Consider the following 15,876-nt stretch of genomic DNA (forward strand, 5'->3'; position numbering starts at 1 on the left):
CTCTTCGTCTGTCCTGTGTGGTGGTCGCACGGCCAGCAGGCACCGGCGAGGAGGACACCCCATGCATGCGAACGGATCCCTGCCCAGCTATCAGCGGCTCTTCGGCGACCTCGACTTCCAGGACAGCGACGAGGCGCGTTCGGTGTTCTCCCCAGCGGCGTACCTGGCCGATCTGCTGCAACTGCTCACCGGCGCCGACCTCGACGCCCGCCGGCCGGACCTGCGCGCGCTGCCGCTGGACGGGTCGAACACCGCCACCGAGCTGCCCTATCTGGACGTCGTCAACGAGATCCTCGCCGCCGCGGTCGACCCGGGAGGCGACGCGGAGCACGTGCTGACCGCACTGCGGCACCCGTTCACGCTGCCGTTCTCGCTGCGCCAGACGCGGCTGCGGCGGGCGCTGCACCACCTCGGGATCAGCCCTCTGCAGCTGTACCAGCAGTTCACCCGGCAGGCGAGTGCCGATGTGGTGGCCTGCCAGTATCTCGAGCTGACGCCGGACGAGGCGATGTTGTACACCACGGTGCTCGACGGCGGCGCGCTGCGCGCGCACTACGGGCTGGACCCGAAAGCCGACGACCCCTATCCGGCGCTGGCCGCCGTGACCCGGTTCCGGCAGGCCGCCTCACTGACCTTCGATGATTGTCAGGCGCTGCTCGCGGCCCGGTTCGTCCGCGGCGGCGACGAGATCGTCACGATCGGAGAGGACGGCACCCGCCTGGTGCGCGAGCCCGCCGCCGCCGGTGACCCGGTTCTGCCGGTGCCGGTGAGCTGGTTCGAGCGGGCCAGCCGGTTCGTGCGGCTGGCCCGCCGCCTGGACCTGACCTTCCCGGAGCTGGATCTGGTGCTGCACGCCTGCTGTGGTGGCCGGATCGACGCGGCCGCACTGCGCCGGACCGCCGTACTCCGGTATCTGCAGCGCGGGCTCGACGTGCCACTGGAAGCGGTCGTGGCGCTGGTGGCGGCGGTCGACCCGGCGCATGACACTGCCGCGCCGCTCGCCGACGCGGATGTGCGGGCGGTCGTCGAGCGGTACCGGGCCCGTTCGGTCGACGGGGTGTCCGGCCCGCTGGACCGCGGCCCGGCCGCTGCCGGAGCGCAGACCGTGCTGCACCGGATCGGCCGGCTCAGCACGGCACTGGACGTGACGGTGCCGGAGCTGTTCGACCTGCTCGACGCCGTGGACAGCGACCCGTCGCTGCGCCGGCGCCCGGCACTGCCGATCCTGCTGGATCCGGCCGGCGCCGCCGGCACGACGACACCGGCAGCGCAGGACAGCTACCTGTTGCTCGCCGACGGCACGGCCGGCGACGAGGCCGCCGCCGACGCCCGCCTCTGGCTGGTGCAGACGCTGCTCACCGTCGCGAGCTGGATGCGCTCGACCGGCCTGGACAGCGCCACCCTGCTGGACATCGTCGGGGTCGGCCCGCGCCGGCGCGGACCGGCCTCCGCCGAGGAGAACACCGCGCTGCTGGACTCCCTGCGCAGCCAGTTCGAGCCGGTGTGGCTGGCTCCGGGCGCGGTGCAGTCGGACCGGTTCGGCGCTCGGGCGGCGCAGGTGATCAGCGGCCTCGTCGCCGTCGACGGCGTGGTGTCGCCGCGCGACCGGCGCATCCTGCGCACGACACCGCGCGCGCTGCGCGAGGCGGCGTACGCGGCCGTGGCGGCGCTCGGCGAGGTCCAGGTCGACGACCTGTTGGGGCTGGGCCTCGGGGACCGCCTAGCGGCCAAGATCTACACCAACCTGGTGCTGCACGGCTACCTCGACCCGTCCGGCACGATCCAGCCGGGCCTGCTTCCGCCGGCCGGCGATCTGCTGCTCACCGGCCGGTTCGGCGAATACCGCGACGTCATCTTCACCGGTATCGCGCAGCGGTGCGCCGCCGCGCGGGAGGATGCGTCCGGCGACCCGCCGGCGCTGTCCCTGTCGGACCTCGCGATCTTCGACGCGCTCGGCATGGCCGAGCAGATCGAGCTCTACGACAACCTGATCTTCCTGGGTCACCTGGACGCGGACGGCGTGATCCGCGATCCCGCCTATTTCGCCGACCCGGCCAACGCGGCGCTGTTCGGCGTCGACGCCGAGCTCGGCGACCTGGTCGAGCCGGTCCACGCCCGGCTGCGGGAGCTGGTCGAGCAGTTCCCCGCCACCGCGGTCGCGGTGGACGCGAGCGTGTTCGCCAACGTGGCGCTGCCCGGCGAACTGCACCCGGTCATCGTCGACAGCCTGCGATTCAACGGCTGGCTCGACGCCGACGGCGTGGTCATCGACCCGCTGCGGATGCTCGACCTGACTCCGGCGCAGCTCACGCTCGACGCCACCCTGCACCCGCACCGGCAGGAGATCCTCGACGCGGTGCAGGGCCGGCTGCTCGCTGCCTGGGCCGCGACCGCCACGCTCGGACCGGACACCTTCGCCGACCTCGCCGACCAGCACGCCGCCCGGCGCGCGGCCGGCGTGCTGGTCGCGGAGCTGCTGGACGCCGGGCGGGTGCCCGACGCCCTGGTGGCTGAGCTGACCGACCCGGTCGCCGTGCTGACGCTCGACGGCCACACCGACGCCGAGAGCCAAGCGATCCTCGGGCGACTCGTCCAGGTCGTAACCGACGCGGCGCCCTACCGACTCGACCCCGGTGCGCTCGACGCGCTCGGGCTCAGCCCCGGGGAACGCGACGACGTGCTGCGCCAGCTCATCGACAACGGCGAGCTCACCGCGCAGTTGAGCATGCCGGCGGACCGGCTGGCCTGGTTCTGCCACCCGCACCATGTCATCGACTTCCTGCTCCCCGACCTTGTCGACCACAGCGCTGACGTGTTCGGCCTGCTGCACACCGTCGCGCTCGCCACCGACGCCGCGGTCGACGAGGTGGTGGCCGCGCTCGGCGTACGGGAGGCCGCCCAGCACACTGCCGTCTTCGCCGTGTTGCAGGACGTTCTCGGCGTGCCGGCCACCACCGCGGAGGCGATCTGCGCGGCGGTCCTGGGCAGCGCCACCGGCACCCTCGACCTGCTGCTCGCGCCCGCGCTCGCCGACCCGGTGGCCGCGGCGGCGGACCCGGCCGTACGCCGGGCGATCCGCCGGATCCGCGGCTTCGGCATCCTCGCCGCCGGGCTGGGGCTGGGCACCGGCGAGGTCGCGCTCGCCTTCCACGACCAGGACCTGACCGGCAAGTTCGCCGAGCCGCTGACCCTGCCGCCGGGCGTGGACCGCATCGACGCGCTGCTGGAGTCGCCGGACGGCGAGGTCTACCTGTTCCGCGAGCGCGGGTTCTGGCGGTACCGGCCCGGTGCGGACCTGCCGGTCGACGCCCGGCCGCGGGCGCTGGCCGAACTGTCCGAGCACTTCGCCGAGCTCGCGGTGGTCGACGCCGCGTTCACCGACCTCGACGGCGCGTCCTGGCTCGTCGGCCGCGACGACGCGGGCGCCTCGCGCACGTTCGCCCGGCCGGCCGGGCACACCGCCTGGACCCCGCGCACCCAGGTCTGGGGCGCGGTCCGCAGCACCTTCGACGGCACCGGCATCGACGCCGCCTTCGTCGACGATCAGGGCCGGGTGTACCTGTTCCGCGGCGACCAGTACGTGCGCTACACCGGCACCGACCACTCGGTCGTCGACGAGGGCTACCCGCGCCGCATCGGCGACTGGTGGGCCGGCGACCAGCGGCCGGACGAGGTTCCGCTGCCGCCCCGGTTCCGGTCGAAGCTGGACGCGGCCGTGCGCGGCCTCGACGGCGTCACCTACCTGTTCGCCGGCGACCAGTTCGTCGCCGTGGGCCGGCCCACCTTCCCGGCCGATCAACCGGACGCCGAGCGGGCCGCGCTGGCCGAGCTGGTCGAGCAGCCGATCGCCGAGACCTGGGGGAGGGTGGTGAACCAGGTCGCCACGGCTGAACGCATCGACGCCGCCTATATCGACGGCAGCGCCCTGCAGGTCCTCGCCGGCGACCAGGTGGTCCGTTTCAGCGACAGCATCGACGACGAGGACGTCCGCGCCGACAGCGGCTTCCCCCGTCGGCTGGCGACGTTCTTCTCGGGGCTGCCCGGCGGGTTCGAGTCCGGCGTGGAGGCGGCGTTCGCCGACCGCGACGGTGCCGTGCACCTGTTCAAGCAGGGCCGCACGGTCACCCTGAACAGCACCCCGAACAGCGGCACCGGCGAGCTGGTACCGACAGCGCAGCGCTGGGGCGTACTCGGCCCGGTGCTCGCCGGTAACCGGGTCGACTCCGCCCTGCTCGGGCTGGACGGGCGGACCTACCTGTTCAGCGACACCCAGTACGTCTGCTACTCCGACGCCGCCTACACCCTCGTCGACCCCGGCTGTCCGCGCCGGATCGACACCGACTGGGGCGGGCTGTGCCAGGTCGGCGCGTCGTTCGTGCTGGACGGCGCGACCTACCTGTTCGGAACCCCCGGCAAGCTGTTCGACCTGCCGCTGGACGAGGGGCCGCGGACCGCGTGGTCGCGCGACCTGCTGGCGCCGGTGCACCGCGCCGACCTCGATGCCGGCCGGCTGCCGGGCGTCCTGCGCGACAGGTTGACCCGGCACGCCATCCGGGTGCCCGCCGGCGCCGTCGTCACCAGCGAGGCGGCCGGGTGGCGACTGGACGCCGAGGATGGCCTGCGGCTGTCGCTGCGCCGCGCCGGCTCGCGGCTGGAGGTGCACGTCGCGCCGCCGGAGACTGATGGCGGGGAGCAACCGTACTGGGAACAGCAGCGCCGGACGATGTTCTACGTCAGGTACTCCACGCGCGACTACACCACCCCGGACGCCGACTATCCCCGTCCGCTCGGGGAGAACTGGTGGAACCTGCCGGCCGACCTGGTCGGCGCGGACGCCACGTTCGCCCTCATCGACGCGGTGTTCACCGCCGCCGACGGCCGCGTCCACCTGTTCGCCGGCGAGCAGTTCATCGTGTTCGACGCCCAGCGGCGCTGGTGGTCGGCGCCGCGCCCGATCGCCGACGGCTGGGCCGGTCTGCCGTTCCGGCAGGTCGACGCCGCGTTCGTGGGCGCCGACGGCCGGACCTACGTGTTCCAGCGGGATCAGGTCACCCGGTACACCAGCAGCTACACCCGCGCCGACGACCGGTATCCGGCGCCGATCACCGCGCAGTGGGGCATCGTCGACAATGCCATCGCCCGCACCGGGCGGGTCGACGCCGCCCTGGTCGTGGAGCGGCCCGGCGCGGTGGATGCCGCCCCGGCCGGTGACGGGTCGCTGGACACGCCCGAGCCGGTACCGGACGGGCCGATCGTGCGTCGCACCTACCTGTTCTCCGGCGGCCAGTTCATCCGGTACACGCACCGCGCCGACGGCACCCGCCCGGCCGTCGCCGACCTGGGCTACCCGCAGCGGCTGATCGCGCTGCGCGGCGAGCCCGGCTTCGCGAACCTCGACGCCGAGCTGGACCGGGTCGACGCCGCGTTCGCCGACCGGGGCAGCATCTACCTGTTCAGCGGCCGGGCCTGCCACGTCGTCACCGACCGGCCGTACCGCCGGCACGTCGACCTGGCGCGTGCCGAGGTGCTGGCCGCCCTCGTCGAGGACGGCACCGTCCACCTGGAGCACCCGGACGGCTGGTACCGCTACAGCGCGCTGGAGGGGATCGGCATGGCCGCCGAACCGGCGCAACCGCGCACCCTGCGCACCGTGCCCGCCGAGTTCCGCACCTCTCTGGACGCGGTCCTCGCCGGCACCGACGGCACGACCTACCTGTTCCAGGGCCCCACCTGCTACAACACCACGCTCGAGCGGGCCTATCCGCTGGCCGAGGAGTGGGGCCGGCCGCGCCACAACATCTACCACGACGACACCGTCGACGCCGCCTTCGTCGCCACCGACGGCAAGACGTACGTGTTCAGCGGCGACCAGTTCGTGGTCTACGACGAGATGGCCTACGCCGGCGCCGAAGTGGCACAGGGGCCGCTGCCGATCGCCGGGTACTTCGCCGGGCTCGCCCGGGTGACGCTCGCCTACGTGCGCGCCGGTGTCACCCACCTGTTCGGCCCGCCGGACGCGGCCGGTCGCCGGCCGCTGGTGGTGTACTCCGGCAAGGAGTTCGACCGGCCGGACGACGGGTACCCGGCCACCGTCGACGCCGAGTTCTGGGCGGTTCCGCCGGCCTACCGGCCGGCCGGGTTCACCGGGCCGGACGCGGTCCTGTTCACCGGCGACGCGATGCTGCTGCTGACCGGCGGCACCGTCGTGCAGTACGACGAGGTGGACCGGGTCTGGGCCGCACCTCGGCCGCTCGAGCGCATCTGGCGCGGTATCGGGCCGGTCGACCGGTTCTCCACCGCCTTCACCGGCCGTGACGGCGCGACGTACTTCTTCTTCGGCCCGGAGTTCGCCCGTTACTCCGGCCGCGCCTTCGCCGCCCGGCAGAGCGTGCGGCGGTACTGGGGAAACACCCGCAACCCGTTCCTGGCCGGGTCCGGCGACGACGTGATCGACGCGGCGTTCGTGCACCGTGGCGTGACCTACCTGTTCGCCGGCGACCAGTACGTGCGGTACTCCACGTCCGACTACCGCTACGCCGACCCCGGTTATCCGCGGCCGGTCACCGGCAACCTGCGCCACGAGGAGCCGTTCGCCGCGCTGCCCGTGGCGGTCGAGGACGAGCTGGTCCAGCGGCTGAGCACCGGCTCGCGTGCGGTGGTGGACGCGGTCGTGGTCAACGATCGGCACACGTACGTGTTCGCCGGGCGTACCTGTCATGTGGTCTCCGCGGAACCGGCGGCCACCTACGACATCGCCGTGCTCGGCCGGGTCCGCAACAACCTCGCCGACAAGGCGCGGGTCGACGCCGCGCTCGTCTCCGGCGTGCACACCTACCTGTTCTCCGGCGACCAGTTCGTCCGCTACACCGGCGACGACTACCGCCACGTCGACGAGGGCTACCCGCAGACCATCGCCGACGGGCTGGCCGCCGAGCTGGGCGTCGAAGGCGAGCTGCCGCAGGCGCTGCACGGCGGCATCGACGCGGCGGTGCGCGCCGCCGACGGCGTGCACCTGTTCGCCGGCGACCAGTGCTTCCACGTCGTGGGCGACACCGTGGCGGCCACCGCGATCGCCGGCAGCTGGGGCGGGCCGCGCAACGAGTTCCTGCCCGGTGGCCTGCGGGCGGCGTTCGTCGCACCCGGCGGGCAGCTGTACGCGTTCGCCGGCGACCAGTACGCGCGGTACCAGCCGCCGCTGCCCGGCACCCCCGCCTACGCCCACGTCGACGCCGGCTCGCTGCGCCGGGTGCACGACAACTGGGGCGCGCTGCCGGACGCGTTCGAGACCGGCATCGACGGCGCGTTCACGCTGCGCGGCAACACCTACCTGTGCCGGGACGAGCAGTACGTGCGGTACTCCGGCGAGCAGTACGACCGGGTCGCCCGTACGTTCCCGCAGCCGCTGGCGGACCGCTTCGCCGACACCGCCGACTACCGCCTCGCCGACCTCTCCGTGATCACCCGCTACGCCGCCCTCGCGCGGGCCCACCGCGCCGGCGGCGCCGACCTCGCCGCCCTGCTCGGCCCGGCCGCCGGGCCGGTCGCCGACCCGTACCGGGAGATCGCCACGGTGTTCGGGTGGGATGTCGAGCAGCTGCGCTGGTGCCGCCGCAACAGCGCGCTGTTCAGTGACAGTGCCGCCGGTGCCGACCGCGTCGAACTCGAGTTCCTGCTGGAACTGGTGGACCTGTTCGCGTTCACCGAGCCGCTCGGTAGCACGCCGGCCCGGCTGTACGCCGACGTGTGGGTGCCGTTGTTCACCGGTGGCCGCCCCAGCGACCCGGAACTCGACGCGGCCACCGCCACCCTGTCCGGCCTGCTGGAACGCCAGGCCGGCGCGCAGCGCTGGCCGGCGCTGTCGCGCACCCTGCACGACGAACTCGCCGTGGCGCTGCGCGACGCGCTGGTGGCGGCGCTGCTCGGCCCGGAGCCCGGCAGCATCAGCCGGGATCTGTCCGAACGATTCCTCATCGACGTCGACATGGGCGCCGACGCGAACACCTCCCGGGTGCGCGAGGCGATCGCGGCCGCCCAGCTCTACGTGCACCGGTACCTGCTCAGCCTGGAGCCCGCCGACGGTGGCCAGGAACAGCACGACCAGGTCAAGCAGTGGTGGACGTGGCTGCGCAACTACCGGGTGTGGGAGGCCAACCGGAAGGTCTTCCTCTACCCGGAGAACTACCTGCGGCCCGAACTGCGCGACACCAAGACTCCGGCGTTCGTGTCGCTGGAGCAGGAACTGCTGCATGGCGAGATCACCGCACCGAGCGTCGAGCGGGCGTACAAGCGCTACCTGGACGAGTACACCGAGGTCTCCCGGCTGACCATCGCCGGCGGTTACGTCTACACCAAGGACCGGCTGCCGGAGGGACCGCGCCGGCTGGTGCTGTTCGGGCGGACCAAGACCGATCCGCGCCGCTACTACTACCGGCGGGCCGAGTTCGGTAGCCGGGAGAAACTGTCCGCGGTGTGGGAACCGTGGCAGCCGGTGAACGTCGGCATCGAGGCCGACCTGGTGCACCCGGTGCACGCGTTCGGGCGGGTGTTCGTCTTCTGGACCACCGTCGAACCGGTGGCGGCCGGCCAGCCGGGCACGCAGCTGGCGGTCCACGACGGTCAACCGCCGGTCGACCCGAAGGCCGCCCTCAACCGGGTCCGGGTCTCGTACTCGTTCTGCAACCTCGCCGGCGAGTGGGTTCCGGCGCAGCTGCTCGGCGTCAGCGACGCGGAGGTGGGCACGATCGCCGGCATCGAGCTGACCGTGCTGCCCCGGGCCGACGCCGGCACCGGCCGGACCTCGGTCGCGGTGGCCTGCGCGTACTCGGTGACCCCGCCGGCGCCCGCGGCGCCGAAGCCGTACCCCGGTGGCGCGCTGTTCGTCCTCAACCCCGAGCTGTACGCCGAGCGGCTGCGACTGCCCGCCACCGGGCCGGACGAGCAGCTGATCAGCGAGATCGCCGAGGCGGTGACGGTGGCCGCGACGGCGAAGACAGCCACCGCCGACCGGGTGTCGTCGATCTTCGTCGACCCGGTCGCGGCGTCCGACGTGATCCGCTTCGACGCGCCGGCCGGCGCCGAATCCTGGCCGTGGTTCAGCGTCGACGTCAAGGGCGGCAGCTTCCTGTGCCGGCCGGTGACGGTCGAGCCGGCAGCGGTCACCCGCACCCGGCTGCAGGACGACGATCGGATGCCCGGCTGGGCGCACGTCGACGCGGCGGTGCAGCTGCCCGGCGGCAGCCGCCTGCTGTTCGACAACGAGGGCCTGCGCTCGGCCACGATCCCGGCGACGGGGGACCCGCTGATCGAGGTGAAGACCCGCAGGCGGTGGGGACTGCGCCGTACGGTGCTGCCGGTGCCGGACACCGCGGTGGACGCGATCCTGGTCCGCGGCCAGTACACGTTCGTCTTCTACGGCAACCAGTACGTGCGGTTCACCGGCACCCCGTTCGGCCGGATCGACGACGAGTACCCCAAGGCGCTGGCGGGCAACACCGAAGGACTGCCGACCACGTGGGAGCGGATCGACGTCGCCCTCACCCTGCCCGACCGCACCGAGGTGTTCTTCAACCGGGACGGCCACCTGGTGACCGGGAACGGCCGCACCGTCAACACGCCGATCGAGTGGTCGGACCTCGGGCTGCGGCAACGCTTCGACAGGGTGAACCCGCCGGCCATCCGCACCGCCATGCTCACCACGGAGCATCTGTTCGTGTTCACCGCGGACAAGTACCTGCGGATCACCCTCGGCAAGCCGACACCGTCGGACAAGCAGTGGTACGAGGTGATCGACCGGTCCTACCCCACGTCGATCGGGGACAACACCGACGGCATCCCGACCGACGTGAACATCGACGCCGCCGTGTGGCGCGACGGGACCGCCTACTACTTCGACAACACCGCGCACCGCTACGCGGCCGTGTCCTCGACCGGCGAGGTCACCTACCACCCCGTGCACCGGGCGCCGACCGCGATCGCCGGCAGCGGCACGGTCGACGCGGCCTGGGTGGGCACCGCCGCCGACGGCGTCTCGACGCTGTACCTCACCAACGGCGGGCAGTTCGTGCGGTACACGCTCACCGGCCCGGACACCGTGCCGGACTTCATCGACGAGGACACCGGCGCCGCGCCCGGCACCCTCGACGCCACGGCGATCAGCACCTCGATCGACACCGTGCTGCCCCGCGGTACGGACCTCTACCTGTTCAGCGGCGCGCAGTACACGAAGATGCCCGCCACGCAGGACCCGTCGGTGATCCCGCCGATGCGGCAGATCGCCGGCGCGTGGGGCGAGCTGCCCAGCGAGAAGACACCGCCGTTCGACGCGGCCCTGCAGGGGGCGGACGGGCTGACGCTGTTCGCCGGCGACGGCTACCTGCGGTACGCCGCGGATCTCACCCCGCCCCGGCCGTACGAACTGTCCACCCTGCCGTTCGAGATCATCCGGCTGACCACGGCCACCGCCGCTGACCTCAACCGCCGGCTGCTCTCCGGTGGCATGCCGGCCCTGCTCGACCTGTCCACGCAGGAGATCGACGAGATCCGGATCTCCGTGGCGGAGGGGGACCGCGCCGCCGTCCGGGTGGACGCCGAGATGGTCGACGCCGAGCGCCTGCCGTCCGGGACGCACCTGGACTTCCGCAGCGCGAACGGCCTCTACTACTGGGAGATCTTCTTCCACGCGCCGCTGCTGATCGCGCAGGCGCTCAACGCCGCCCAGCGCTTCGATGACGCGCGCCGCTGGTATGAGTACGTCTTCGACCCCACCAGCACCGGCTCGTACTGGCGTTTCCTGCCGTTCCTCACCCTCGACCCGGCCGGGCTGGCCGGCAGCATCGACGGCGAGCTGGCGGCGGCGAAGCGGGCCAAGCTCGGCGTCGACGCGCTAGGCGGCCCGCTCGGTGAGCTCACCGCGGCGCTGCGGACCCTCGCCCCGGCGATCGACCGCAGCCCGGCCACCGACGCGGAGAAGGCCGCGTTCGACGTGGTCACCTCGGCCGGCAAGCAACAGAGCATCGCCACCGCCGTGACGGCGCTGACCGCGAACCTGCCGCCGGCCGCCGACGCGGCCGCGGCCGCCGCCCGCGTCACCCAGCTGGAGGCCGCCGACCGGCTGCGCGAGCGCACCCAGCTTGCGGCCGGTATGGGCGCCCTGTTCCAGGCCCGCGGCGACGAGGACGACCTGCTGCGGGTGTACCGCGACGACCCGTTCGACCCGCACGCCATCGCCGCGCTGCGCCCGGTCGCCTACCGCCGGGCCGTTGTCATGGCGTACGTCGACAACCTGCTCGACTGGGCCGACATGCTGTTCCGGCAGTACACCCCGGAAAGCGTCGACGAGGCCCGGATGCTGTACGTGCTCGCCTACGACCTGCTGGGCGACCGCCCGGAACGACTCGGGGTGCGCCTGCTGCCGGGCACCCAGTCGCTCACCGGCCTCGGCACCGCCGACCTGCGCGGCTACTTCACCCGCGGCGGCGTACTGCTGACCGGTGCGGGCGAGGTGCACGCCGGGGTCGGCGCGGCGTACTTCACCGTCCCGGACAACCGCACCTTCCACGAGTACTGGACCCGGGTCGAGGACCGGCTGAACAAGATCCGCATGTCGCTGGACATCCTCGGCACCAGCCGGCCGCTTCCGCTGTTCGCGCCGGCGCTGGACCCGATGGCGCTGGTGCGCTCGGTCGCCGAGGGCGCCGGCATCGACGCGGTCGTGGCCGGCTCGGCCGCGCCGCCGCCGCACTACCGCTTCGCCGCGGTGTACCGGCGGGCGCAGGACGCGGCCGACCGGCTGAGCAGCCTCGGCGGCGAACTGCTCGGCGCGCTGGAGAACGGCAATGCGGAGGAGCTCAGCATCCTGCACCAGCGGCACGAGCAGGACATCCTGCTGCTGACCCGGGCGGTCGACGAGGCGCGGGTGCGCATCGCCGAACAGGGCGTGGCCGAGCTGACCGCCGGCCGGGCCGGCGCCGTGCAGCGCGCCGGGCACTACGACCGGTTGATCACCGCCGGGATGAACGTGCTGGAGCGCAGCCAGCTCAGCGCCATGAGCGACAGCGTGGATCTGTTCATCGTCTCGGCGGAGCTGCAGATCGGCGCCGGCATCGCGCACGCCGCGCCGCAGATCAAGGCCGGCCCGTTCATCATCGGCACCGAGGCCGGCGGCATACAGGTCGGCGCGGCGCTGGACGCGGGCGCCGAATGCACCCAGACCCTCGCCGAGGCGGTGCAGGTCATCGGCGAGTCGCTCGGCGTGCGGGCCCAGTACCAGCGGATGGCCGAGGACTGGCAGCTGCAGGCGGACACCGCGCACAACGACGTCGAACAGATGACGCACCGGCTGGCCGCCGCCGAGCAGGAACTCGCCGTCGCGAGGCGGGAGCTGGAGCTGCTCGGCCGCCAGATCGAGCAGAACGCGGCGGTGACCACCTTCCTGCGGGAGAAGTTCACCAACGCAGAGCTGTACAACTGGATGGCCACCCAGCTCTCCGGCCTGTACTTCCAGGCCTACCACCTCGCCCACGACCTGGCGAAGGCGGCGGAACGGGCGTGGCAGTTCGAGCAGGGCGCCCCGGACACCGAGGCGACCTACATCCGGGCGACGTACTGGGAGAGCCGGCGCACCGGCCTGCTCGCCGGGCAGAGCCTCGCGCTGGACCTGCAACGGCTGGGCAAGGCCCACTTCGACAACGACGCCCGGTCCCTGGAGATCACCCGCCAGGTGTCGCTGCTGGCGACCGACCCGACCGCGCTGATCCGCCTGCGCAACGACGGCCGGACCGACTTCACGCTCACCGAGGCGCTCTTCGACCGGGACTTCCCGGGCCACTACCGGCGCCAGATCCGCACCGTGTCGGTCACCTTCATCGATTCCCAGGGCCAGCCGGTCGGGGTCAACGCCACCCTCACCCAGCTGGGCAACAAGACGGTGCTGGCGCCGGACACGGCCGCGGTCGGGCACCTGCTCGACCCGAAGGGCGCCCCGCCGCAGACGATCCGCGCCGACTGGCGGGCCAGCCAGCGCATCGCACTGTCGCAGGTGGAGTACGGCCGGGACAACAACGGCCTGTTCGACCTGCGCTACGACGACGAACGGTACCTGCCGTTCGAAGGCACCGGCGCCGTGTCGACCTGGCGGCTGGAACGCGCCGTGCACGGCTTCGACGGCGTGTACGACGTCGTTGTCACCGTCAAGTACACGGCCGAGCACGGCGGGGACACCTTCGCCGCGGCAGTCAAGACGATGCTCCGGCCGTACCCGGCCACCCGCTTCGTCGACGTGGCGCAGGAGTTCCCCGAGCAGTGGGAGGACTTCGTCGCCAACGGCGCGGACCGGCTGGTCCTGCCGATCGTCCCGGAGATGTTCCCGGACCTGGCCGGTCGCCGCGTCACCGGCATCGTCGCGACCTACGACGTGGCCGGCGACACCCCCGCCCGGCTGGTGCTCGACGGCGATCCGGCGCTCACCCTCCCCGAGGCCACGCTGCTGCCGACTCCCGCGCTCACCGTCGGCGAATGGTCCTTCGCGCTCGACGGCGACAAGGCCGACCTGCAGAACGTGGGGCTGGTCCTCACCTACAAGGCGCTCGCGTAACCACCGACACCGGAGGCAACCATGCTGAGAAAAGCGTTCACCACCTTTGGGAGCGGGTTCTCGTCCGCGGCGAAGAAGGCTCCGCCCCTGACGCCGGGGACCTCATCCCTGCTGCGGCTCTCCCGGGCTCCCCTGCAGAAGCCCCGTACGCTGAGCCTGCCGCCGACCGCGTCCCCGTTCGGCACCACCGCTCGCCAGCAGGGCTTCAGCACCACCCGCCCGCTGTTCGACACCGGCGGCGGTTCCCGGCCGCCGACCATCACGCCGCCGCCGACCGAGCGCAATGAGCGCAACGAGCGGGACGACAGGGACGCGCCGCCACAGCCGCCCCGCGCCACGATCCCCTTCATCATCCCGATCATCGGTTCGCCCGGCGACTCGGACGAGGACAGCGACACCGAGGACGAAGACGGCAACGAATACACCGACCTGGCCGAGCCGATGGCCGAGTTCGTCCAGGACGAATTCGGCGTGCAATCGGATCTGGTCAAGGAGTTCCCGGAGCCGTACGCCTGGCTGAACGATTACACCGGCCCCGACGGCGCCCTCAAGCTGGCCGAGGCCATCGGGAAGAACCCGGAACTGTTGAAGAAACTCGCCGAGGCGGCGCTGGCGGACGGCGAGAAGATGGACGGCGGCCTCGGGAAGACGATCCGGATGGACGTGAAGCACCACGCGTACCTGATCCTCTCGCAGCAGTTGACTGCCAACTCCGAACTCGCGCGCCAATTCTTCAGCAAGGAGACGGAGGCGCAGAAACAGATCGAGGCGCTGGCCGGCTGCTTCCCCGCAGGCGGGGCGTTCGGCCCGGAGGTCACCCTCGGCTACAGCGGCAAGGTCGTGCCGAGCCACCTGACGAAGGTCGACCTGGGCAACGGCCGCACCGCGACGTGCTGCCTGATGACCACCGGCAAGTGGCACGCCCTCGACGGCCACCTGATGTGGATCATGTTCCACGACGCGAACACCAACACGTTCAGCTACTCCGCCTTCGGCACCGGCAAACATCCGATGCCGATCGTGGACACGCTGAACCCCATTCTCGGCGGCGCGATGATGAACACCATGGCGAAGCGGCTCTCGGTGCTGCTCGACAAGGCGGCCACGCTCATCGGCATGACTCCCGAGAAGATGCGCAACGTCATCAAGGCGGCAGATCCGGCCCTCGACTACAAGAGTCAGGCGCTGAGGGTCTTCGACGCATTCGCCGTGCCGATCTCGGCGTACCGCCAAGACGTCGGCGGCAACACGGTCGCCATACCGAAAACCTAGTGATAAAACCGCTGATTGGGGTGCCCACCCACCGCGGTACTTGACCATCACCCCGGGCCGAGGTTGGTGGGGCCCGGGGTGACGGGCCTCGCCAGTCGGCTGAGCATATAACGCTTGGCGTTATATATCGGTTGAGGTAGCATCGCGCGGCATGCCACTCAGCGGCATCCGCTTTTGCCCTTGCCGGCCCGCCGGCGCAACCATTCCTCAATTGCTGGTGCACTCAGCACTGGGGAGCGGTTGCGACTGGTCGTCACCGACGAAGGTGAGGGGCCGCTCCAGTGGGAGCTCGCGGGTGGTTTCAATGCCCAACCAGCTCACTTTGAAGCGAAGGGCGTCGATGGTCATGAAGCTGTTCTCGGCCATGCTCGGTTGGCACGCTGTATCCAGCGACCACAGGACGGTCGCTTCCTGCCCGGGAGTCAGCCTCACCGTCGTCAGCGGGGTCGTATCGTCCTGGAAGCCCGAAACGCCTGGTACGAATTTGACCTGCTGCTCTTCGAACCAGTCGATCGTGTCGGAGACATCGAGACCATGCACGGTGAAGGGTAGACGACCGTCGTTGCGGAAGCTGAACGTGGCGGTCAACGTCCCGACGGGCCGACCACGCACCACCAGTCGAGTGTCCGTCACGCCGTCGTTGGCCCAGGACATGCCAGCCCCCGGGCCGACTACGCTTCCTTCGACCAGCCGAGGATTGCCCCACCACACGAACCCTGATCCCATGACGGCGATGAGCGCTACGGTGCCGAACGGCAGTGGCCACCGCACTCGCCGCGGGCGCGCACCGGGCGTCGGGGGCAGGCCGCTTTGCACTCCCATCATGGCCTCCCTGCCGTACCCCTGGCGCGCCCGTCAGAAATGATCATGCCGCACGGCGACGCGCTGGAGGTGAGAGTTCATCCGGTGCCACTCTGCCTGGCCCAACGCACTCATCTAGTCTTGCCTTTTAACCTCCAGGTTTCTGCAGGTCGGCTTGGGTCCGGGCGCGGTGGATGGTTTTGCCCACGTCG

Annotated in this window: 3 protein-coding genes; 2 read left to right on the plus strand and 1 reads right to left on the minus strand. The window is 71.8% G+C overall.

The window, feature by feature from the left end:
* The first annotated feature begins 61 nt into the window (after nt 1–61).
* Nucleotides 62–13,591, plus strand: a complete 13,530-nt coding sequence (locus ACFQV6_RS30610) for a hemopexin repeat-containing protein (RefSeq protein WP_378031096.1) — start codon at nt 62–64, stop codon at nt 13,589–13,591.
* A 21-nt stretch (nt 13,592–13,612) separates the two neighbouring features.
* Nucleotides 13,613–14,863 (plus strand): hypothetical protein, encoded by a 1,251-nt coding sequence (locus ACFQV6_RS30615; protein ID WP_378031097.1) that lies wholly within the window; start codon nt 13,613–13,615, stop codon nt 14,861–14,863.
* A gap of 207 nt (nt 14,864–15,070) precedes the next feature.
* Here the strand turns inward: ACFQV6_RS30615 and ACFQV6_RS30620 are convergent, their stop codons facing one another.
* On the minus strand, nt 15,071–15,517 hold the full coding sequence (locus ACFQV6_RS30620) for a hypothetical protein (RefSeq protein ID WP_378031098.1): 447 nt from the start codon (nt 15,515–15,517) through the stop codon (nt 15,071–15,073).
* Nucleotides 15,518–15,876 lie beyond the last annotated feature (359 nt).

This window comes from Actinoplanes sp. GCM10030250 (assembly GCF_042666575.1).
Classification (GTDB): Bacteria; Actinomycetota; Actinomycetes; order Mycobacteriales; family Micromonosporaceae; genus Actinoplanes.

Coding starts and splice junctions, on each gene's coding strand:
- ACFQV6_RS30610 (WP_378031096.1), top strand. CDS start 62: ATGCATGCGAACGGATCCCTGCCCAGCTATCAGCGGCTCTTCGGCGAC.
- ACFQV6_RS30615 (WP_378031097.1), top strand. CDS start 13,613: ATGCTGAGAAAAGCGTTCACCACCTTTGGGAGCGGGTTCTCGTCCGCG.
- ACFQV6_RS30620 (WP_378031098.1), bottom strand. CDS start 15,517: ATGTCCTGGGCCAACGACGGCGTGACGGACACTCGACTGGTGGTGCGT.